At 46.1% G+C, this 21,477-nt stretch carries 23 protein-coding genes, 1 rRNA gene and 1 riboswitch; of the genes, 5 read left to right on the forward strand and 19 right to left on the reverse strand.

Going from position 1 to position 21,477, the window contains the following annotated elements; all coding sequences use genetic code 11:
- Nucleotides 1-37: 37 nt before the first annotated feature.
- The 12 genes from HNR50_RS03045 to murI form a co-directional block, all read right to left on the reverse strand.
- Entirely contained in the window at nt 38-460 is a 423-nt protein-coding gene (locus HNR50_RS03045) for a V-type ATP synthase subunit K (RefSeq protein ID WP_184743530.1), read from the reverse strand.
- Between the two features lie 31 nt (nt 461-491).
- Nucleotides 492-2,306: a V-type ATP synthase subunit I domain-containing protein gene (locus HNR50_RS03050; RefSeq protein WP_184743532.1), complete on the reverse strand. Its 1,815-nt coding sequence runs from the start codon at nt 2,304-2,306 to the stop codon at nt 492-494.
- A gap of 15 nt (nt 2,307-2,321) precedes the next feature.
- The gene (locus HNR50_RS03055) at nt 2,322-2,921 is read right to left on the reverse strand and encodes a V-type ATP synthase subunit D (protein ID WP_184743535.1); all 600 of its coding nucleotides are present in this window, start codon (nt 2,919-2,921) and stop codon (nt 2,322-2,324) included.
- A 3-nt stretch (nt 2,922-2,924) separates the two neighbouring features.
- Entirely contained in the window at nt 2,925-4,229 is a 1,305-nt protein-coding gene (locus HNR50_RS03060) for a V-type ATP synthase subunit B (protein WP_184743538.1), read from the reverse strand.
- A gap of 4 nt (nt 4,230-4,233) precedes the next feature.
- Nucleotides 4,234-5,994: a V-type ATP synthase subunit A gene (locus tag HNR50_RS03065; RefSeq protein WP_184743541.1), complete on the reverse strand. Its 1,761-nt coding sequence runs from the start codon at nt 5,992-5,994 to the stop codon at nt 4,234-4,236.
- The gene (locus tag HNR50_RS03070; protein ID WP_184743544.1) at nt 5,991-6,557 is read right to left on the reverse strand and encodes a DUF2764 family protein; all 567 of its coding nucleotides are present in this window, start codon (nt 6,555-6,557) and stop codon (nt 5,991-5,993) included. Before HNR50_RS03070 ends, HNR50_RS03065 begins: the two co-directional genes overlap by 4 nt.
- 10 nt (nt 6,558-6,567) lie before the next feature.
- Nucleotides 6,568-7,164 (reverse strand): F0F1 ATP synthase subunit B family protein, encoded by a 597-nt coding sequence (locus tag HNR50_RS03075; RefSeq protein ID WP_184743547.1) that lies wholly within the window; start codon nt 7,162-7,164, stop codon nt 6,568-6,570.
- Nucleotides 7,165-7,232: 68 nt separating this feature from the next.
- Nucleotides 7,233-7,586 carry a hypothetical protein gene (locus HNR50_RS03080; RefSeq protein ID WP_184743550.1) on the reverse strand — a complete coding sequence of 118 codons (354 nt, stop codon included), beginning with the start codon at nt 7,584-7,586 and terminating at the stop codon, nt 7,233-7,235.
- A gap of 142 nt (nt 7,587-7,728) precedes the next feature.
- Nucleotides 7,729-8,091 carry a hypothetical protein gene (locus HNR50_RS03085; RefSeq protein ID WP_246433751.1) on the reverse strand — a complete coding sequence of 121 codons (363 nt, stop codon included), beginning with the start codon at nt 8,089-8,091 and terminating at the stop codon, nt 7,729-7,731.
- Between the two features lie 40 nt (nt 8,092-8,131).
- Nucleotides 8,132-8,740: a hypothetical protein gene (locus HNR50_RS03090; protein ID WP_184743556.1), complete on the reverse strand. Its 609-nt coding sequence runs from the start codon at nt 8,738-8,740 to the stop codon at nt 8,132-8,134.
- Entirely contained in the window at nt 8,733-9,644 is a 912-nt protein-coding gene (gene rsgA, locus HNR50_RS03095) for a ribosome small subunit-dependent GTPase A (RefSeq protein ID WP_184743562.1), read from the reverse strand. The genes HNR50_RS03090 and rsgA overlap by 8 nt, the downstream gene beginning before the upstream one ends.
- Nucleotides 9,641-10,441, reverse strand: coding sequence for a glutamate racemase (gene murI / locus HNR50_RS03100; RefSeq protein ID WP_184743565.1), 801 nt, complete (start codon nt 10,439-10,441; stop codon nt 9,641-9,643). The genes rsgA and murI overlap by 4 nt, the downstream gene beginning before the upstream one ends.
- 93 nt (nt 10,442-10,534) lie before the next feature.
- Between murI and HNR50_RS03105 the strand changes: the two genes are divergently transcribed.
- A complete protein-coding gene (locus tag HNR50_RS03105; RefSeq protein ID WP_184743568.1) occupies nt 10,535-11,128 on the forward strand; it encodes a pentapeptide repeat-containing protein in 594 nt (197 codons plus the stop codon).
- Nucleotides 11,125-11,706 (forward strand): MBL fold metallo-hydrolase, encoded by a 582-nt coding sequence (locus tag HNR50_RS03110; protein WP_184743571.1) that lies wholly within the window; start codon nt 11,125-11,127, stop codon nt 11,704-11,706. Before HNR50_RS03105 ends, HNR50_RS03110 begins: the two co-directional genes overlap by 4 nt.
- On the opposite strand, the gene HNR50_RS03115 is transcribed toward HNR50_RS03110, so the two are convergent.
- From HNR50_RS03115 to rrf, 4 genes are all read right to left on the reverse strand, one after another.
- Complete coding sequence (locus HNR50_RS03115; protein ID WP_343060076.1) at nt 11,699-12,580, reverse strand: RluA family pseudouridine synthase; 882 nt, start codon at nt 12,578-12,580, stop codon at nt 11,699-11,701. The two genes, HNR50_RS03110 and HNR50_RS03115, sit on opposite strands and share 8 nt — an antisense overlap.
- Complete coding sequence (locus tag HNR50_RS03120; RefSeq protein WP_184743578.1) at nt 12,564-13,019, reverse strand: hypothetical protein; 456 nt, start codon at nt 13,017-13,019, stop codon at nt 12,564-12,566. The genes HNR50_RS03115 and HNR50_RS03120 overlap by 17 nt, the downstream gene beginning before the upstream one ends.
- A complete protein-coding gene (locus HNR50_RS03125) occupies nt 13,016-13,708 on the reverse strand; it encodes a YggS family pyridoxal phosphate-dependent enzyme (protein ID WP_184743581.1) in 693 nt (230 codons plus the stop codon). The genes HNR50_RS03120 and HNR50_RS03125 overlap by 4 nt, the downstream gene beginning before the upstream one ends.
- 106 nt (nt 13,709-13,814) lie before the next feature.
- Nucleotides 13,815-13,925: ribosomal RNA gene (rrf, locus tag HNR50_RS03130) — 5S ribosomal RNA — on the reverse strand.
- Nucleotides 13,926-14,000: 75 nt separating this feature from the next.
- Nucleotides 14,001-14,096: riboswitch (TPP riboswitch) on the forward strand.
- A gap of 36 nt (nt 14,097-14,132) precedes the next feature.
- On the opposite strand from rrf, the gene HNR50_RS03135 reads away from it, so the two are divergent.
- From HNR50_RS03135 to HNR50_RS03145, 3 genes are read left to right on the forward strand one after another with little or no spacing between them, the layout of a single operon-like run.
- Complete coding sequence (locus tag HNR50_RS03135) at nt 14,133-15,185, forward strand: thiamine ABC transporter substrate-binding protein (protein ID WP_184743584.1); 1,053 nt, start codon at nt 14,133-14,135, stop codon at nt 15,183-15,185.
- Nucleotides 15,161-16,855, forward strand: coding sequence for an ABC transporter permease subunit (locus HNR50_RS03140; protein WP_184743587.1), 1,695 nt, complete (start codon nt 15,161-15,163; stop codon nt 16,853-16,855). The genes HNR50_RS03135 and HNR50_RS03140 overlap by 25 nt, the downstream gene beginning before the upstream one ends.
- On the forward strand, nt 16,852-17,886 hold the full coding sequence (locus HNR50_RS03145; protein ID WP_184743590.1) for an ABC transporter ATP-binding protein: 1,035 nt from the start codon (nt 16,852-16,854) through the stop codon (nt 17,884-17,886). The genes HNR50_RS03140 and HNR50_RS03145 overlap by 4 nt, the downstream gene beginning before the upstream one ends.
- On the opposite strand, the gene HNR50_RS03150 is transcribed toward HNR50_RS03145, so the two are convergent.
- From HNR50_RS03150 to HNR50_RS03160, 3 genes are read right to left on the reverse strand one after another with little or no spacing between them, the layout of a single operon-like run.
- Nucleotides 17,887-18,246 carry an SH3 domain-containing protein gene (locus HNR50_RS03150; RefSeq protein ID WP_184743593.1) on the reverse strand — a complete coding sequence of 120 codons (360 nt, stop codon included), beginning with the start codon at nt 18,244-18,246 and terminating at the stop codon, nt 17,887-17,889.
- Nucleotides 18,243-20,231, reverse strand: a complete 1,989-nt coding sequence (gene uvrB / locus HNR50_RS03155; RefSeq protein WP_184743596.1) for an excinuclease ABC subunit UvrB — start codon at nt 20,229-20,231, stop codon at nt 18,243-18,245. Before uvrB ends, HNR50_RS03150 begins: the two co-directional genes overlap by 4 nt.
- Nucleotides 20,228-21,445 carry a S1C family serine protease gene (locus HNR50_RS03160; RefSeq protein ID WP_184743600.1) on the reverse strand — a complete coding sequence of 406 codons (1,218 nt, stop codon included), beginning with the start codon at nt 21,443-21,445 and terminating at the stop codon, nt 20,228-20,230. The genes uvrB and HNR50_RS03160 overlap by 4 nt, the downstream gene beginning before the upstream one ends.
- Nucleotides 21,446-21,477: the final 32 nt, after the last annotated feature.

Below are 21,477 nucleotides of genomic sequence, written 5' to 3' on the forward strand. Positions count from 1 at the left end.
AGACGACAGCCCTCTATTTGATCAGGTCGGGAATTACTTACATTACACCCATTACGAAAACCATAACGAAGAGCGCTACGGTTTCTATAAGTCCCAGAACCATCAGGTAGTTACCGAAACCTTTACCTGTTTCAGCGAGAGCGTCGGCTGCCGAAGCTCCTGCTTTCCCCTGCATATAAGCGGAGTAACCCATAGCGATACCGGCGAAGACACCGGCTGCCAGTTTATACAGAGAAGGCATGGTTGAAGCGATAATGGCGTTCATAAGAATGAAACCGTAGATAGTCTGTGTCAGAGGCGCTCCGACAAAAGCTACCAGCATAAACGGCGCGGGCTTGTTGTTAGCAAAACATTTTTTCCATGAACCAATTGCAGACTGACCTGCCGCACCGGCTCCGAGAGCCGAACCAACTGCTGCCAGACCGATTGCTGCAGCGAAACCTAAATTACCGAGATCCATTTAGTACCCCTTTCCTTTAAATTATTCAATTTTATTTTTCGTCTTCGCGAGCCTTGAAAGGCTCATATTTAATTCCGGCCCATTCCATTCCGAGATGGCCCGAAAATTCCAACATATTGAGTCGCACACCGTGAACGATGACCGACAGAAGTCCCATAGCCAGGTTAAGCGTATGCCCAAGCAGCAAGATAACAACAGCTCCAATTATAGCGGGTCCATGCATCAACGGCGCAGCCATGGCATTGAAACTAGCGGCGATTGCCACCGATGCCAATCCTACGGCAAAAAGCCTGATGTAGGAGATGATATCGGAAAAAGCACCGATTCCATCGAGGAACGTCGTGATAAAACCTCCCAGACCTTTCAGTACGCCTTTGAAGAAATTCACGCCGGGTTCCTGTTCACCAAAGATAAATACCGATCCCAGTCCTCCGAAAATCATATAAATGGCGAAGTCGGGAGTCGGTCCCACGCCGAGAACAAGCTGCATAACCAGAAAGTACAGTCCCAACACCATGCTCAGCCAACCGAGCTGGGCGATGGAAGCGAGACCGGGCATCTGTTTCAGGAAGTTCTTGATGTGCGCAATGCTCAGGTGAATGGTTCCGATGATGAAACACATGGTCTTTATAACCTGCTGTGTCGTTGCTGATGTCAAATTACTGTTTTCCAGAATATCGGGAAAACTGGCGATCTGGGGGATAATCAATCCTTTCAGGAAGGGAAAAGATGCGATTGTCATCGAACCGAACCAGGTTCCCGTAATCGCTCCCCAGATAATCGTCGTCGTACTTATGAGGTAGAGAAGTCCCAGTATGGGGATCATCTTTTTCGTTTTCAAATGAATGAGCACGGCAAGGCTCAGGAATATAAGTCCATAACCGCCGTCTCCGATAATCATCGCATAGAAAACAGCAAAGAAAAGAAGAAACCATCCGCTGATATCGTATTCCTGATAGCCGGGTATGGTTCCCAGCATATCGAAAACAGGCTGGATTATGCTGACCAGCTTGTTGTTTTTCACCTGCGTCGGGACGTGATCTTCCTCTTCCGGTTCGGACAGAGACAGAGCCCATTGTTCCTGAGCCGCAAGGTTTTTCAAATCGTCGGCTTTATCTTCAGGGATGTATCCGGTCAGGTAAACGAGACTTTCATCAACTCCCATTCCGGTCTTATACTTCTCGAACTCAATATCGTGTTTGAGTTTTTCCAGATCCTCTTCCAGGATATGTCTAAATACCGAGAGCTCTTTTAATTCACTTCTCACCGACTGATAGGCTTCGCCATTCTCTTTGAGATTGTCTTTCAATTCGACTATGCCGAACCGGGGAAGATCAAATTCCTCCAGATCTTCCGGAAATTTTCCTTCCAGACTGACAATGGCCACCAGTATCCCCGCCTTCGACTCCATTAATGTGAAGGATTCAAAATCGGAAGACAGCCCTTTGTATTCGTCTTTGGAGAGACGATAGAGTCTGATATCTATCCCTTTCGACCGGAGAATCTCTATATCGGCGGGATCAAACTCACCCCAGATTTCGATGCGCGAAATCTCTTTGACAAGAGTATCCCTTTCATCTTCCAGCTCGACTTTTTTACGGCCGAGTTCAAGGATTTTATTTTTAAGGCTGTGAATCTCGTAACCTTTGAGCTCTTTCTGAAGGATTTTTTTATCGTTTTCAAGGAAAGAAAGAATCTGTTCGGATTCCGTTCTGGCGGATTCCATTTTATCCAGATCCTCGCTGGTTCCGAATGATCTCTCCAGATGGAGAACACCGGCTTTCCTCAGCTTGATAAGACTCTTCTCTTTCTCATATTCGAGGGTTACAAGATGAACCTTTTTCATTGGTACAATCATAAACTATGACACCTTTACCAGATTCTTTTTCGAAATCTTTCCGCGGACAACAGCAGCAGTCTGCTGATCGCCCAGATACACGGAAATCTTCTTGATATTCGTTTTGGTCTCGGGAATTTTGACTTTTTCAAAAAGGTTAACCCTTTGGGAAGTCGTCCTGAGCTCCCTGGCCAGCAGTTCGACCTGTTTATCCAGAACTTTCAGTTCCAGATCAAACAGCATGACCTGCTGAAGTTTTTCAACCGCTTTATCCACCCACAGAGGTTTCTCAAAAAGATCGTAGCTGACCGGCTCAAATTCGGCACCGACGAATACGGGAATTTCCACACCGGCGATATTGCCCGTGTCTGTTTTCACGTACTTCACTTTAATCAGTGAACCGTCGATTCCGACATCTTCGCCGAAGACTCCAATCCAGCTTCTGAAATCCTCATTTATGGCATCTTTCTTCGCCTGAACCTCTTTCTGCCGCATTTCCACCTGGCGTATTTCCAACTGGAGCTGCTGCTTCTTGAGAATAAGGGTCGGAAGGTAGCGGCTGAACATTTTCAGAGCGTCTTTTTGAGATTTCAGCTCATTTTTCGTCAGCTTTACTTTTGCCATATCTTATACGGTTTCCTTTACAGGCCAGAATTTCTCCAGAAGACTGGACTTGAGTCCTGTTTCTTCAGGAGCGAAACTATCGCTGAGGATTTCCCAACCAAGGTCAAGGGCTCGCTCAAGGGGAATATTGACCGTAAGGTCCATCATTCCCGATTCAAAAGCTTCTCCGTATTTCAGGAGTTTTTCATCCCAGCTGGACATATGGAATCCCATGGATTTTTTCTCAAGAGAGTCTTTGTACTGAGCGTAGAGCTTGATCATACCATCCATCAGCGCTCTGTGGTCTTCTCTGGTTTTATCGTTAACCTGCTGTTTCAGACGGGAAAGAGATCCGAATGGCTCGATTCTACCGCCCTTCAGGTAATACTGGCCTTCGGTGATGTATCCTGTGTTGTCCGGTACGGGATGGGTTACATCGTCGCCTGGCATGGTGGTTACACCGAGAATCGTAATCGATCCGGCGCCTTCGATATCAACGGCTTTCTCATAACGGGAAGCCAGCTGGGAGTAGAGGTCACCGGGGTAACCACGGTTGGAGGGAACCTGTTCCTGAGTGATGGCGATTTCCTTCATCGCGTCGGCAAAGTTGGTCATATCGGTCAGGAGAACCAGGACTTTCTTACCTTTCAGTGCGAATTTTTCAGCCACAGCCAGAGAGATATCGGGAACCATAAGAGATTCTACGACAGGGTCGGATGCTGTATGCATAAACATGATTGTTCTGCTGAGGGCTCCCCCCTCTTCCAGTGTGTCTTTGAAAAAGAGGTAGTCATCGTATTTGAGCCCGATTCCCCCGAGGATGATGATATCAACTTCCGCCTGCATGGCTATTCTGGCCAGCAGCTGGTTATAAGGCTCTCCGGATACGGAGAAAATCGGAAGTTTCTGAGACTCGACGAGCGAGTTGAATACATCGATCATGGGAATACCGGTCCGGATCATGTTCCGGGGAATGATTCTCTTGGCGGGATTGAAGGAAGGACCGCCGATCTCGATCAGATTTTCACTGAGCTCCGGTCCATTGTCTCTGGGAACACCGGAACCGTCAAAGATCCGTCCCATCAGATTGTCGGAAAAAGAAACCCTCATAGGGTGTCCCAGAAACCGTACTTCGTCTCCCGTGGAGATACCCCGGCCTCCGGCAAATACCTGGAGCGAAACAAGGCCTTCGTCCAACTTGATAACCTCGGCCAGAGATTTACCGAAGCTGGTGGAGACCTCAGCCAGCTCTCCGTATTTAATACCGTCGGCGTAAACGGAAATAACGTTACCGGCGATAGATTCGATTTTGCTATATACCTTTGTCATCTGACTATTTCTCCATTACCTTTTCGGATCCATGGAGGATACCGATTTTTTTATCGGCGATAAGCGTACCGATCTCTTTATCGAGAGCTTTGAATTCATCGCTCTCCCACTGCGTTCCATTGTAGTCCAGGAATGTCTGGCGAACCTTGTTGAACCAGGATCTCGCTTCATCTTTCGTATCCAGGTCAAGCTCCGCCGTAAGGACTTCCATGATCTGACCGAACAGGTAGCTCTGTCTTTCAGGAGTTACCGAAGCATCAACGGGATCGAAAGAGTTCTGCTGGTAGTAAACAGCGTCGAGGAACTCACCCTTAAGATAGGTAATAAAGTCATCCGTAGATGTTCCTTCCTCACCGACAACTTTCATCATGGATCCGATCTCATAACTTCTCCGGAGCATATCGTAGGCATAGCCGGTCTGAACCGGGTTGATAGATCCGGTATATTTACTCCAGGAATCGAGGGGATGGATGGCGGGATATTTACGGGCATCGGAACGCTCTCTCGAGAGACCGTGGAAAGCGCCGACGACTTTAAGAGTCGCCTGAGTTACGGGCTCTTCGAAGTTACCGCCCGCAGGAGATACAGTTCCGCCGATCGTAACAGACCCTTTTTCTCCAGACTTCAACGCTACGATACCGGCTCTTTCATAAAATCCCGCAATAGAGGACTCCAGATAAGCGGGGAAGGCTTCTTCACCGGGGATTTCTTCCAGACGTCCCGACATCTCACGCATGGCCTGCGCCCAACGCGATGTGGAGTCGGCCAGAAGAAGAACGTCCAGCCCCATCTGCCTGTAGTACTCAGCCAGAGTTACGGCCGTATATACTGAAGCCTCACGGGAAGCAACGGGCATGGATGAGGTGTTACAGATGATAATGGTTCTCTCCATAAGAGAACGGCCTGTTTTCGGGTCGAGCAGTTCGGGGAACTCTTTAAGGGTTTCTACAACCTCACCGGCGCGCTCACCGCAGGCCGCAACAATAACGATATCGACTTCGGCATTCTTACTCATAGCCTGCTGAAGGACAGTCTTTCCGGCTCCGAAAGGTCCGGGTACACAGAATGTGCCCCCCTTGGCTACAGGCAGGAAGGTATCGATAAGTCTCATTTTAGTAACGAGGGGCTCAACGGGCTTCAATCTCTCTGAGTAGCATTTGATAGCTCTTTTAACCGGCCACTGGAACACGAGAGTCACATCGTGAGAGTTCCCTTTCTCGTCTGTCAGAACAACGACTTTATCGGTAATTTTATAATTGCCTTTTTCCGCAATGGATTTAACAGTATACGTTCCCAGAAGATTAAAGGGAACCATGATTTTATGAACAAAGTTCTGTTCCGGTACAGTTCCAAGGACTTCTCCTGCTGAAACCTGCGCGCCTGTGTTGGCTACCGGTGTGAATTCCCACTCTTTATCTCTGGGAAGAGCGTCGAGGTAGATACCGCGCTCGAGGAAGAATCCCGCCTCTTCGGCCAGTTCGGGGAGAGGGTTCTGAAGTCCGTCAAAAACCTGTCCGAGAAGTCCCGGTCCCAGTTCAACAGCGAGCAGATCTTCAGTAAACTCGACTTCATCTCCGATTCCGACTCCCTTGGTCATCTCGAAAACCTGAACCTGGACATTGTCCCCCTGTATACGGATGACCTCACATTTCAGTCTCTTACCGCCGGTAAGAATATAGGCCACTTCGTTCATGGAAACCTGGCCGGTAACGCTGACCGTGACCATGTTTCCATTTACACCAATTACTTTTCCAGTATTTTTCATTTAGAATCTCCGACAGTAATATCTTCATCAACATTACTTAGTATATTTTGGTATATTTCCTGATACTTTTCGTAACCCCGCTCTGCATCGAACAGCGATTTCCTTTCGAGAAGCTGGAGCTGAAGATAGTAAACAGCAAGGGCTTCAAAATCGAAATAATGCCCCGTGCCCAATTGGTCGAGAGCCGACCATCTTGCTCTGTTGAGAAAATTCTCAGCTTCTAGAGGACTGTCGATCTTCATAGCCGAAGCGGCTATTTCCGGTGTTCCGAAAAGAGTTTCACCTTCCCGGATATAATCCTTTTCATCGACATTCATATTTCTGGCTCTGAGTTTAACCAGCTCATTCTTCAGACTTTTCTCCCAGGCCCAGAAATCACGGGCAGCGCCTTCAAGGAGCGCCTCGTTTTCAGGGATGGAAATTTTGCAGTTCATGAGCTTTTCCATGGACTCTTCATTCAGTTCCCGACTGCAGTAGTCCAGAAAAAGTTCACTGTCAATATGCAGCGAACCGTCATAAGAGAGCATGGGTAATGAAGCCATCGTATAATAATACTGACTCAAAATGCTCTCCTTATCCTTTCAGTGTTTCCGCCAGCGAGGCGTTGAGGTATCTCGATAGATAATCTGCCAGGACTTCATCGGTAAAATCGAAAAAGGCTTTACCGTCTTTTTCCGAAACCCGGAAACCGGCAGCGGCCCCCTTGTAGGGCTTCACTTCAAGACCGGCTTTAATTTCCTTAGCCAGTTTGCTTTTCAGTTCCTTATCAATTTCCTTAAGCTGCTTTTCGGAAACCAGAACGGAAAGGTCTTCAACGTCGCCCTTCCAGTTGCCTATAACAGAGGCAATCCCTTCTGTGAGGGCTTTTCCCGAAAGAGCATCGGCTGTGCCGGCTTTAATAAGACCGGTGAAAAGGTCTCCGACCTGGCCTTTTACATCAATGATAAGATCGCGACCCGCCTGTTTCAGAGCTTCCCGCCCCGACTGCTCGGCTCTGGCAGCTTCTGTTTTTGCGTCTTCCTTGATTCTCTGTGCCTCTTTATTGGCGTTGTCAATGATCTCGGCACTTTTGATTTCGGCATTTCTCAAGATTTCCGCAGCTTTATCCTCTGCTGTCTTAACACCGTCTGTTTTGATTTTCTCAATAAGTTCCTTCAGTTGAACATCCATCAAATAACCTCTTTCATCAGGCTCGTAGCCGTATTTTAAATAATAACTGATAGATAAATAATGCTATCCTACATATCCAGGTATTTTCTGACCTTATTTATTTTCGCTTTTGTAAAATTATGTACAGCATCAGAAAACTGCCGTTCTCTGACGATCTGTGCTATATATGCTTCCAGTTCAGTCAATATATGTTCCGGGGTGCTGTATTCATCGATCACAAAATTTTCCAGAAGCACACCAATTCTGTGTATGGAGTCGAGTTCCGCTTTCAATACCGCTCTGTTTTCAAAAAAAACATAGTGGGTTATCTCCGAACTGTCATGCCGATTAATGTAAAGCTTCTCCAGATTAACCAGGTCATGCTCCACTTCTTTCAACTCCAGTTTCAGCATATCGACCAGAAATTCAAGCGACACTGCCATTTCCAGTCCTCCTTTTATATATATATAAAAGTTTAATAGACAGTTTCCAACAATTCAAACTCGATTTTCCAACAGCTACATTAAACAACCAAGTGTGTTTTTTTGCAACCAAAACATATATTTTTTTATATATAACACTATGCTAAAGGCTGCCCAAAGATAAATCACCATGGATTTTGTAAATATGACCATCTTTTTCCACTTCCAAATCTCTATCGGGAAAAAAAACTTTCAACTTTTCCCGCACCATTTCAGCCGTTTCTTTTTCTATGATTGTTTTTATCTCATCGGGCACATGCGACAAAGTTGACATATGAACTTCAATCACATATCCCCGGCCAAGCTCCGATCCGTAACCGGCTGAAAACGCGGCACCCACATTGAACAGACCGTCAGACTCTTTATTGGAGGTTTCGCCCCGGGGCATTCTGTTAGGATGAAGCGGATAGAGATTCCCGTAACGGTCTTCCAGGTAATCATCTATCTCATCAAACATGGCTTTCATAGATTTCTCCCAGGCCACAAGTTTCGGATGTTTTAACATTTTATCTGTACTCCACTGTAAATTGAACATCGGATGGATTTGCCAGGATTTCGGAAACGGACTTGCGGTAAGTAACCGTCGAGCCGGTAAAAGTAGCTCCCTCCACACGGATTATACTTCCGGGGATGACTATCTGAATTTGAATGTAGTCATCTGAAAAACTTTCATTGACTATATTAATTACAGTAGGTGAGATTTCTTCTCCGCCGAAGTTGAAAAGGGATACGCTGAGAACAGTATTATTCCCCGATTGTTCCGAACCGAGGTTCATGCCTGAAAATAGGGAAAGAGCAGCCAGGCCTGTAAATCCAACTGTGCTGTCCGCGTAAAATCTCGTTCCGTCATCACTCTCCGACCAGTTGACAAGAGAGACTCCTTCTGCAGAAAGTACGGCGCGGTCCACAGCGCTCTTGAAAAGAGGAAAAGTAAAAAGAGGCTCTTTCTGATTCACCTTTTCCAGATCAGCGGCTAAGGTCGATATGGATGCGCGATACTGAAGTTCACCGCTCAAATCCTCAGACAGATCAATGCGGGCATCGATTGTCAGACAGGAGGTAAATAGATGGAGGGAGACTGCTAAAAGAAAGATTTTTTTTATCGCTTCAGCCATTTTTCAACTCTTCCATAATCCGCAGATAGCTTTCATACCTGTCAGGATGGATCCTTCCCTTTTCAAGTGCCGACAATACAGCGCATCCCGGCTCATGGATATGGGAGCAGCTGTTGAAGGAACACTGACCGAAGTATGCTTCCATTTCGGGAAAATATTCCTGAAGTTCAAGCTCTTCGATATCATAAAGGAGAAGCTCCCTGACTCCGGGAGTATCGATAATCGTTCCGCCGGCGGTATTTTCAACCAGGATGGAGTAACAGGTTGTATGTTTTCCCCGGGAATATTTGGTGGAGATTTCCGCTGTACGCTGATTGACCTGCGGCTCAATCAGATTGAGGAGCGTTGACTTCCCGACACCGGACTGGCCGACGAAAGCCACCTGATGGTCACGGATTCTATTTTCCAGCTCTTCAATTCCTTCTCGGGATTTGGCAGAACAGAACATGACTTCAAATCCCAGATCCCTGTAATTATCAAGCCTGTCCCTGACCTGATCATCGATTCCCTGGTCCGTTTTGTTCATAAGAATCATAACGGGGACGCCGCCCCTTTCTCCGGAAATCAAAGCCCTGTCTATAAACCTCGGCCTGAAAGGGGGCAATTCGGGCGAGGCGACGCAGATGAGCAGGTCCAGATTGGCTGCCAGCGTCTGGGGAGCTTTCCGTTTTTTGTTCCATCGGGAAAAATAGTTTTTCCGTTCTTCTCTGGAAAGAATCATCCCCTTCCCGGGATGATGATCATCAGCTTCGTATTCTACAAGATCTCCGGGAGCCAGAGGATTATAGGCTCCTATGGAATCCTTCAGAATTTTACCTTTAATGCGGCATTCGAGCGTTTCTTCACCGTCAAGAGGCTTTACATTAAATATATTATTCATTCCGAATAATATTGTCCCTTTCATAAACCCTCCATGACTCCGCTGTATTTCAAACCGAACATTTGAGCGAAAAGTCTGTATGAATCTCCCGGAGATTCAGCTGAACAATAAAAAACATCCTCTTTTTTTTCAGTAGAGAACAATCTGTTTATTTCGAGAACGTGCATGATCTGTCGTCCGACTCCTTCCCGGGAATCTATAATTTCCACATCGCCGCCCAGTCTTTTTTTTAAGATTTCATCGAGATATATAAAATGGGTACACCCGAGAACGACTTTGTCAACTTTCTCACCGGAGAAAAGATTGACAGCATTTTCAACGATTTCCAGCTTTTCTTCATCGGAAGCCCTGAAAAAGTCATTCTCGACAAAGCTGACAACGCCGCTGGCCGCCACTTTTTCCACATGACAGTCCGGAGCGAAATTATCAATAAGTCTTTGCAGATAAGAACCGTCGATGGTTCTTCTGGTCGCCATGACACCGATCCGCTTATTGCGGCTGGACATGGCTGCCGGCTTGACCGCCGGAACAACGCCTACAACGGGAAAATCTACAGCTTTCCGGACAGCATCCAGTGCCGTGACCGAAGCGGTATTGCAGGCGATAACCAGCATTTTGGGGTAAGATCCGTCGCGGAGAGACTTAACAGCATGGAGAACGATATCAACGATTTCGCCGCTGGTTTTTTCTCCGTAGGGGAAATTTTTTCTATCGGCGAGATACACAAAGTTCTCCTGAGGTAAATGCTCTCTGACCCACTGGAGATAAGGAAGCCCCCCGACTCCCGAGTCAATAAAAGCGATAGGTGCACTATTACTCATCAGAACTATTTTACATGGTTAAAGGATCTCAATCAATCAAAGGTCGATAAATTGTTCTTGATAGACAATGGATAAAGGTATTAATGTTTAAATATGTTTATTCTTAAAAAGTGTTCTCATGAAGAATGTGAGTCTCTCTGTCTGGCTGAGGAACCTTACTGTCCCGAACACCTGGCGGATCCTAAGGTTGTGGAAAGGCGAATTCTTGAAGAGCTCATTTCAGGGAAGGATTTCCGGGGCAGGTCATTTTCGCTTATAAATTTCGAAGATACCGATCTGAGCGGGAAAAACTTTGAAAACTGCAGTTTCTCCCATTGCAGTTTCAACCGCGTTGACTTTTCGGGAACCCGTTTCAATTTAACTTTTTTTGATTTCTGCGATATTGAAGAGACCATTTTCAAAGGTTGCGATCTGACCAATACGGTTTTTGCCGGAGCCCGTATTAATAAAACCATCTATAAAGGCTCCGAAATAGTTAACTGCAATTTTAACGGCAGCGAAATCCTCAACTCGGATTTTTCCGATTCGGACCTATATTTAAGCCGCTTCGTCAACTCAAACCTGGCGAAACTTGATTTTGTCGATTGCAACCTGAAGCGAACTGATTTTTCAGGCTCCGACAGAAAACAGATCAAATTCAAATATTCCAATATAGAAGAAGCCCTTTTCAAAGGTGAAGACAGATGAGACTGCTGATGTTTTACGGCTATGCCGGAAGAGCCAATACCTACATAATCGGCCCGAAAGAAGGGGGAAACGCGATCCTCATCGATCCCGGGCGCTTTGAAGTACCGCTGCTGAATATGATTGAAAACAATAATTACTATATCGAGTCCATCATCCTGACCCATGGTCACGGCAGTCATTCAAAAGGTGTCAGCACAACATTAAAAGTATATAATTCCTCGATTTACGCAGCCGTGGGGAAAGTAGATAACTACAGGACCATTATGGTTTCCGATAAAGAAAAATTGAAAATTTCAGGATTCGACGTGGAATTCTTTGAAATCCCCGGGCACAGCACTGACAGCCTTGTGTTCAAAATCGGGAATTTGCTTTTTACCGGCGATATCTTCACATCAGGCTACCTTGGAAATCCCATCAATGCATATGCCCATAATAATATGCAGCGTGAAATTCAGGAGCGGCTGCTGACAATGGATGGGGAAATTATCGTTCTGCCGGGACACGGTCCCCCCTCTACGATTCAGGCTGAGAGGGAAATCAATGAGAACCTCTATATCCCGGCGGATGTGACTACTTGAGCTGTCGGGAAATTTTCCCGATGATTTTCCGGAAACGCACGGGAACCGGTGCTTTGAAAAGAGAATAATCCATATTGCCCGGCAGTTTTATTTTCAGTTTCCAGGCATGAAGCATGAGGGTCGCATCGGGATAGAGATTATCTTTCCGCCCGTAAATCGGATCACCGAGAATGGGACATCCTATATGAACCATGTGAACCCGCAGCTGGTGAGTTCGTCCCGTATTGAGCTTAAGCAGCATAAGCGCATATTTATCCCAGCTTCTGAGAACACGATATTCCGTACTGGCAAACTTTCCCTGACTTTCATGGGTAATATACTTTTTTCTTTCAACCGGATGCCTGGTCAGATGAGTTTCGATAAGGCCTCTTCTTTTTGGCGGATACCCCCGGACTAAAGCCAGGTAGTGCTTTTCATTTGTTTTATCCCGGAACTGTTGTGAGAGAAACTCATGAGTTTCCGGATTTTTAGCGGCAATGATAACGCCCGATGTATCTTTATCAAGCCTATGAACAATCCCGGGTCTTTCCAGCTGGTTGTCAAATTTCTCTCCGAGATTTTTGATATGAAACAACAGCCCCTGAACAAGCGTCCCCGTATAGTTACCATTCGCCGGATGAACAACAATTCCCTGCTCTTTATTGACAACAATGGCATTCTCATCTTCATAAAGAATCTGTAAATCCATCTCTTCCGGTTCGATATCCAGAGCTTCCGGATCATCCCAATGGAGTTCGAAAGTATCGCCATTGCCAACCTTGCGGGATAATTTCACTTCCACACCGTTAATGAAGACCTGGGCGTTTCTGCTTTTGATCTGGCTTCTTGTCAGGATTTCTCTATCGGAGACATATTTATCAATTCTCTGTTTCACTGTCTCCGGTAGAATTACGGTTATTATTTCTCTGTTCATTTAGTTCCTGTTTTTCTCTCTCAGCTTTTTTCTGCTTTACTTTATTAATTATAAAATCCGCCAGACCTATGGTCAAAGAAACCCCGCCGGAAATCAGCAGAAGCCTGGTTATATCATCCTGGGTTCTGTGCGAGGCAAAGGAAGCCCGGTCATACAGATTCGAATCATTATTGTAATTATATGAGTCGATTGCCAGGTAGGTTAAATCATAGACAAGCGCCGTTACCATAAATGACAAGGGAAAGGATCCGAATGTAACGATCTCGGCTCTTCTCAAATCTAGAGTCCACTGGGGGAACTCATCGGGTCGGTAAGGAGCCGGGATGTCCGTTTCCTGACCGAAACAGGCCATCGATGTAAAAGAGACCAGAAGAACAAATGCTATTATTCGGCTTTTCAATATCGCGTCCCGAAAATGGAGCTTCCGACTCTGACCAGAGTCGCTCCTTCTTCTATGGCTATTTTAAAATCACCGGACATACCCATGGATAATGTATCAAAATCTTTCAGGCTGAATAAACGTTCAGCTTTTTCAAAATTTTCCCGGCAAAAACGGAAGCTATTCCGTACAAGAGACTCATCGCTGACAAACGGAGCGATAGTCATCATTCCCCGGATGCGTATATTCTCCATGGCAACAATCTGTTCGAAAGCGCTGAAGAAGTCATCGATATGGGAAAAGCCGGTCTTGGCTTCATCCTGTTCCGCAGTCTTCAGTTCCAGAAGGACATCCTGAACGATTTCCAAGTCTCCCGCTCTTTTATTGATTTTTTCAGCAATTTTTAATGAATCGACAGATTGAATGCAGGTAAATGTTCCCACGGCCTGTTTCACTTTATTGCTTTGTAAATGGCCGATCAGTTCTATTTCTGCATCGGAAGGCAACTCCTTCCTTTTCTCAACCCCTTCCTGTACCCGGTTTTCACCGAACAGGCGCATTCCCGCTTCGTAGGCTTCCAGGAGCATTTCCATAGGCTTGGTCTTGCTGACAGCCATCAGCTTTATATCATCGGGTTTCCGGCCGGATTTTTCTGCGGCATCACTGATTTCCCGAAGGATCTGTTCGATATTATGAGCGATACTGTTCATGCATGGAATAATAGCACAGCTGAAGTTTTACATCAAAGGGGAAAAGATTGTCGCAGGTGTTTTGAAAAGCGTTAATGATGTTTCAGATTCGATTTATAAATAAAAAAGCCGGCGACGACCTACTCTCCCACCATACAGCAGTACCATCGGCGCAAGAGAGCTTAACTTCCGTGTTCGGGATGGGAACGGGTGTGGCCTCTCTGCTATTATCACCGGACTTTGAGAATATACTGACAGCTTCAAAAAAAGTCAATCCATTGTTGACGATAAACAGATTATCCTCTAACCTTGTCCACAAGTCCTGGGGTGGTCTTGTCAAGACCTGAGATTATACCCGTTGAACCTGATGCGGATAATACCGACGAAGGGAGAGACAGGAAACATATCAACCAGAGACAGCATTAATTTATAAGGAGATTTCTCAATGAAATCACTCTTTGTATCTTTTAAAGCTGTTCTAATCATCGCATTAATTACAGCTTCACTAAATCTTTATGCCAATGGGCAATCAGATAAGGCAAAAGCCGGAAACAGCGGCCCGGAGAAACTGGTCGTCTACTCCTACGATACTTTTGCCTCCGAATGGGGCGCCGGCCCCTCTATCATCGCAGAGTTCGAACAGAAATACGGTGTCGAAGTTGAACTGCACGCTCCTGGAGACGGGGTAACTGTCATGTCCCAGCTGATTCTTGAAAAAGATAATCCCCGGGCCGATGTCGTTGTCGGACTGGACAACAATCTTCTGGCGAAAGCTCTTGAAGAAAAAATTCTCGAATCCTATAAGTCTCCCGAACTTGAAAAAGTCAAAAGCGACCTTCTGTTCGATAGTTCATACAATCTTCTTCCCTTTGATTTCGGTTACTTCGCGATCTGTTATGATAGCGAGAAACTGAGCGATCTGCCAGAATCCCTCGAGGATCTGACGGAAGAGAAGTACAGAGACTCCCTCGTCCTGATGGATCCCAGAACGTCGACTCCCGGACTAGGTTTTCTTTTATGGACAATAGCCGTATACGGAGAAGACTATCTGGCTTATTGGGACAGATTAAAACCATCCATTTTAACGATAACAGAAGGCTGGAGCAGTGGATACGGCCTCTTTCTCAATGAAGAAGCCCCTCTTGTGCTCAGTTACTCTACATCTCCCGCCTATCATGTGGAATACGAAGATTCTACCAGGTACAGAGCTCTAAAATTCAACGATGGGAATTATGAGCATATTGAAGGGATGGGTATTGTAAAAGGAACGGAGAACAGGGAAATGGCGGAAAAATTCATAGATCACATGCTAGCCGAATCCTCCCAGAAGACATTGGCGATCTCTAACATTATGTTTCCCGCAGTAAACGGCACAGACCTTCCCGACTCATTTGATTACTCTTTCCACAGCGACACTCCCCTTCTGCTTGATTCAGAAACCATTTCTGAAAACTACGATGATTGGGTTCAGATGTGGGTAGAAAACTACGGCAACTGAGAGGAAGCCGGGGGGATGGGTTGGAACTCATCCCCGCCTTCCTCTTTATCCTGATTATTTTTTACATTCCTCTGGGCGGTGTTCTCATAAAAGGTCTGCAGAACAGCAAAGGTGCTTTTTCTCTCGAAGGAATCGGGCACATACTTGGCTCTTCATATTACAGATCGATTATCGGCTTTACTTTTTTTCAGGCTCTGCTAAGTACGGTTCTATCTGTATTAATCGGACTACCGGGTGCCTGGATACTGTCCCACTACAGCTTTCCCGGGAAAAGGATTCTTAAAGCCGTCATCACAATCCCCTTTATTCTACCTTCCATTCTCGTTGTACTGGGCTTTGTTCTTTTCTTCGGCAAGAGCGGAACTCTCAACTCCCTTCTGAACCGGCTCGGCCTGGGAGAACTGAAGATTCTCTACTCTTTCAAGGCGATCATTATCGCCCATATATTCTATAATTTCCCAATCGCCATACGGATCATATCATCCCTCTGGGCTAAGATTCCCCGTAATCAGATTATGGCGGCACGCAGCCTCGGCGCAGGGAAGATCAGGATTTTTTTCACCATAACCCTCCATCAGATTTTTCCGGCGATTCTCACGAGTTCGATGATTATATTCATTTACTGCTTTATGAGCTTTGCCATCATCCTCGTACTGGGCGGAGGCCCGGAACTGACAACTGTGGAAGTGGAGGTTTACCGCCTTGCCAAAGTGAGCCTGGATATAAATAAAGGAAGTTCCCTGGCTCTGATCCAGTCAACTTTGACACTTATTTTCATGTTTATTTACAGCAGCCTTGAAAGATTTAAGAGTTTTGAAGAAAAACTCCTCTATCGGGACCAAAAGCCTCCATACAGATTCAAAGCTGATTGGCCGACAGTTTTTATCTTTTTATATTTCATATTTGTTCTGATACTGCTTATAGCGCCGCCTCTTTCCGTTATCGGCGAATCGTTCAGGGAAAGGAATTCTCTGTCGGGAAATGAAGTTTTCTCATTGCGGTGGTACAAAGAGATATTCTTTCCGACAGCACAGGGGACGTACAGCCGTATTGCTTTTCAATCCTTAAAAAACAGCCTCATTTATGGGTTTTCAACAGTTATCCTGACGATTCCCGTCAGTCTTCTCATATCGCGGGCTCTTTCAGTCAAAAACATTCCCTTCGCAGGGCTAACCGAACTGATTTTCGTTCTTCCCCTGGGAGTGTCATCTGTGATTTTAGGGATGAGCTATATGCGTTTATCCAATTTTCTCCCCGGTGATTTCCGGGGCAGCGCATGGCTGGTTATCCTGGCCCATTCGGCTATCGCCATGCCTCTGGCGTTTAAATCTGTTCTTTCCATATACAGAAAAATCAAAAAGTCCCTGAGAGAAGCGGGTCAGAACCTTGGCGCTTCGAGATTCAGGATTTTCAGAGATATTGAACTTCCTCTTCTGAAATCCGGTATTCTGACAGGCGCCACTTTTGCTTTTGCCGTTTCAATCGGGGAGATGAATGCGACACTGATGTTATCCCAGCCGGGAACGACGACTCTCCCCATCGCAATTTACCGGTTGATCGGGTCCTATAAATTTTACGGAGCCTGCGCTCTGGGGTCTATTTTAATGTTTATCTGTCTGATCGCTTTTCTTGCGATTGATTATTTTGACGGATTTGGAGACACGATATGAGCATCACTCTGAATGATATCCATAGAGATTTCGGTGATTTTAAACTTCATATGAATTTGCAGGCGGAAAAGGGAGAACTGATTTCTCTTCTCGGACCGAGCGGCTGCGGGAAGAGCACGACTTTGCGTATAATCGCCGGTTTCGAAGAAGCGGACAGCGGATCTCTTTTTCTGGAAGGAAAGGACCTTCTGTCCATATCTCCCGAAAAGAGGGAAATCGCCATGGTTTTTCAGGATTATGCGCTTTTCCCCCATATGACTGTTTTTGACAATATTGCCTACGGCCCGAAAATCCGAAAATGGAGTAAAGAAAAAATACGGGAGGAAGTGAACCGCTTTCTGAAAATTGTACATCTTGAAGGTTTTGCCGATAGAAAGACAGAGATGCTTTCAGGAGGCGAGCAACAGAGAGTGGCCCTTGCCAGAGCTCTTATTACCGAGCCTAAACTTCTCCTTCTCGATGAACCCCTCAGCGCTCTTGATGCCAGATTGAGAAAGAAGCTGCGCAGGGAAATCCGGAACATACAAAGAGAGCTGGAAATTACAACTCTTTACGTCACCCACGATCAGGAGGAAGCTTTGGCCATTTCAGATAAAATCGCTCTTATTGATAATGGGGAATGCATTCAGTTCGACACTCCTCAAAACCTCTACAGAAAACCGCAGCATATTTTTGCCGCGGGATTTATTGGAAACGCCAATCTGATTCCAGTTGGAAACATCGACCTGAAGAGTATGTCTGCTGAAACAGAAATGGGGAAATTCAGCGTAGACTACATTCGCGAAGGATCAGATGAAAAATTCATTTTCTTCCGTTCCGACAAATGTCTGATAGTAAGAGATGATAATCCGGAACTGTCAAATATGATAAGCGGAACAGTTGTTGATGAAGAATACACAGGTTCAAGAAAAGATCTGGAAATTCAGGTGGGGAATCAGATAATTCGCGCCAGCGTGCCGGAAGACAGCCCGGTGGCTGTAAACGATATGGTGACTCTGCACATACCGGAACAGCACTGCCGCGTCTTATAACTACATCTGTTTGGAAGCGTTTTCCGCTTTTTCCCTTGAATCGTAGAGATCGATCATCCCTTCAGGCACAACGCCGTGAATCTCCCCGGCCCGGACTTCATACCAGTATCCGCTGGAACCGTTTTCCCGATCGCTCTCCCGGGAAAGCACTTCAAGAATATCACCTTTGCGAAGAGTGGCAATGATATTATTCAAACGGTCGTTCTCATCGGTAATCCGAATATAGGAGCTGCTGACCACCCCCCACCTGGATGATGCTGTCAGCATCGGGGTTGAAGGCATGGCTATGTCTTCCTTAAGCGTTTCTTCCGAACAGGAAACTATAAATAAGGCCATCAGTGCAATTATCAGACGTTTCATTCATCACCCTTCAGACGGGCGATTTCATCTCGAAGGACGGCAGCCTCTTCAAATTCCATATTTTTGGCTTTTTCCAGCATCTCATTTTCAAGTGCTTTGATGAGTCTCTTCTTCTGTTTGGGATCAAAGAGATTCGTACTGTTTTTCATCATGTCGATAGTCATCTTCTCTGCATCTTTTTTCTGCTCGGCTTTCCTCTGCAGAATATCCTGAACAGCCTTTTTAACTGTCGACGGAGTGATGCCGTGTTCTTCATTGTATGCCATCTGCACAGCCCTGCGGTGTTCCGTTTCCTCTATGGCGTCTTTCATCGCCTGGGAAACTTTATCGGCGTACATAATGACTTTGCCGTTCTCGTTACGAGCCGCCCGGCCGATCGTCTGAATCAGCGATGTCGACGATCTGAGAAACCCTATTTTATCAGCGTCCATAATGGCTATTAAGGAGACTTCCGGTATATCCAGTCCCTCTCTGAGCAGATTAATACCAACCAGCACGTCAAAAACGCCATTTCGCAAATCTCTTATAATTTCAACCCTTTCGAAAGTGTCGATTTCAGAGTGGAGGTAACGGACTTTCAAATCCATCCCCGACAGATAATCAGCCAGATCCTCAGCCATTTTTTTCGTCAAAGTCGTAATCAGAACCCGTTCCTGAACTTCAAGCCTTTTGAGTATTTCGCCATAGAGATCTTCGATCTGACCCTCAGTCGACCTGACTGTAATCTCCGGATCGAGCAAACCGGTCGGACGGATTATCTGTTCAACCATTTTTTGAGACCGGGCGAACTCCTCTTTCCCCGGCGTGGCGGAAACGAAAATCATCTGGTTCTGCATTTCCAGAAATTCGGAATAAACCAGCGGTCTGTTATCAAGAGCCGAGGGAAGGCGGAACCCGAAATTAACAAGATTCATTTTCCGGGACCTGTCTCCTTCGTACATGGCTCTGATCTGGGAAAGAGTGACATGGGATTCATCGATAAAGGTCAGGTAATCTTTGGGAAAGAAATCCAGAAGGACTTCAGGCCTTTCCCCTTCATCCCGTCCGGCGAGAATCCTGGAGTAGTTTTCGATTCCGGAACAGTATCCCATCTCCTCCATCATCTCCATGTCGTATTCAGTTCGGGATTTGAGCCTCTGTGCTTCAACGAGCTTGCCTATGGATTCAAAATGCTCCAGCTGCAATTCCATCTCTTCGCGGATCAGAGAGACGCTATTTCGGATCTTCTCTTCGGGAAGAACAAAATGCTTGGCGGGGTAAACCGTGCACATGAATACATTTTCCGCGACCTCTCCCGTGAGGGGATTGATCCGGCAGATACTTTCGACGGTATCCCAATCGAGACTGATCCTGTAAGCCATATCCTTGAAATAGGCCGGAAAGATCTCGATGATATCCCCTCTTTTGCGAAAGCGACCCCTGTCGAGAACAGCATCGTTGCGGCTGTACTGGAGCGAAATCAACTGCCGCATAACGACATCAATATTTATCTCCTGCCCGACTTCTATCTGCAAACGCATATCTTTATAGGATGCGGGACTTCCGACTCCGTATATGCAGGACACAGTCGAAACGACGATAACATCTTTTCTTTCCATGAGAGAGCGGGTTGTCGACAGCTTGAGTCTGTCGATCTCATCGTTAATGGATGCGTCTTTCTCAATAAAGAGATCTTTAGACGGGACATATGCCTCAGGCTGGTAGTAATCGTAATATGAGACGAAGTACTCCACCGCATTGTCGGGGAAGAAATCTTTAAATTCCCTGTAAAGCTGGGCGGCCAGAGTCTTGTTATGGGATACAACGAGAGTCGGACGCTGCACTTTTTCTATAATTTTTGCCATGGAGAAGGTTTTTCCCGAACCTGTGACCCCTTTCAGGGTCTGAAACTCCAAGCCTTCATCCAAACCTTTTGATAGAGATTCGATAGCCCGGCCCTGATCTCCCGACGGTTCAAAGGGAGAAACAACTTTAAACTGATTCAATAACTCTGCCTTCTTTCGCTTAATTCAACTTCGATAATTTTCCTGTCATTGCCCCGGATGACCGTAACAGGGACGACATCTCCCGGCCTGGAATCTTCGAGAGCGCTGTAGAAATCACTAAGGGACGAAACGGATTTGTCACCGATCGCCACGATTATGTCTCCTCCGAGATAGATAATGGAACTTCCGCTTTTTACTGCCTGCTCCCGGTCTCCGCCCCGAAGCCCGGCTTCAGCCGCGGGACTGCTGGGGTCTATCCGGGAAATGAGAACCCCCTGGCTGACGGGAAGCCTGCCATATCTGACTAAAGAGGGGAACAGCTGTATTCCCACTATATTAATTGTACCCCTTTTGACCGTTCCATAATTGATCAGATCGGGAATAACCCTTCTGGCTGTATCGACAGGCACAGCGAATCCCACACCGACCGATCCGCCCGAAGGGGAATAGATCATAGTGTTGATTCCAATCATCTCCCCTTTTGAATTCAGAAGCGGGCCTCCGGAATTTCCGGGATTGATTGAAGCATCGGTCTGAATCATATTGTTTATGATATAACCTGTATCTGTCTTAAGCGGCCGCCCCAGTCCCGAAACGATCCCCGTCGTCAATGTTCTGTCTAGGGCAAAGGGATTTCCAATGGCCAGCACTTTCTGACCGACTTTTAATCCTGCAGAAGAGCCAAAGGAAATTGTCACCAGCTCGCGGTCCTGCGGGTCGAATTTGATCACCGCCAGATCGTTTTCATAATCTGTTCCGATCACCTCGCCTTCCATCTGTGAACCGTCGGCCAGTGTAAGGTAAACTTTGTAGGCATTCTCCACTACATGATGATTAGTAAGAACGTATCCTCTTGTATCTATTATGGAGCCCGACCCTGAAGTTCCTTCACTGGGAACCGGCTCGGTGAACCATGAATGGTACAGAACTTCTGTGGTAATATTGACAACAGCTTCATTCAGTCTGTCATATATCTCTATGTTTTCAGCTTCGTCAGCTTCATATGTCTGAAGAGCGACCCCGATGGCTGGAATATCTCCTGAAATCTCAGTCGGGCTTACATTCAAAACAAATGGCTCTGCAGCGTCTGAATGATCAGCAACAGCAGAACTTTCTTCTCCGGTAAACATCCCGAACCCGAAAAGAATCAGAAATACGACAAGAGCGCTGCAGAAGCTGTAAAATATGACTTGTCCTCGACTATATAATCTCATCTTTCATCCTCTTGTTATTAATATATAATTAT

The organism is Spirochaeta isovalerica, from assembly GCF_014207565.1.
Lineage (GTDB): Bacteria > Spirochaetota > Spirochaetia > DSM-2461 > DSM-2461 > Spirochaeta_F > Spirochaeta_F isovalerica.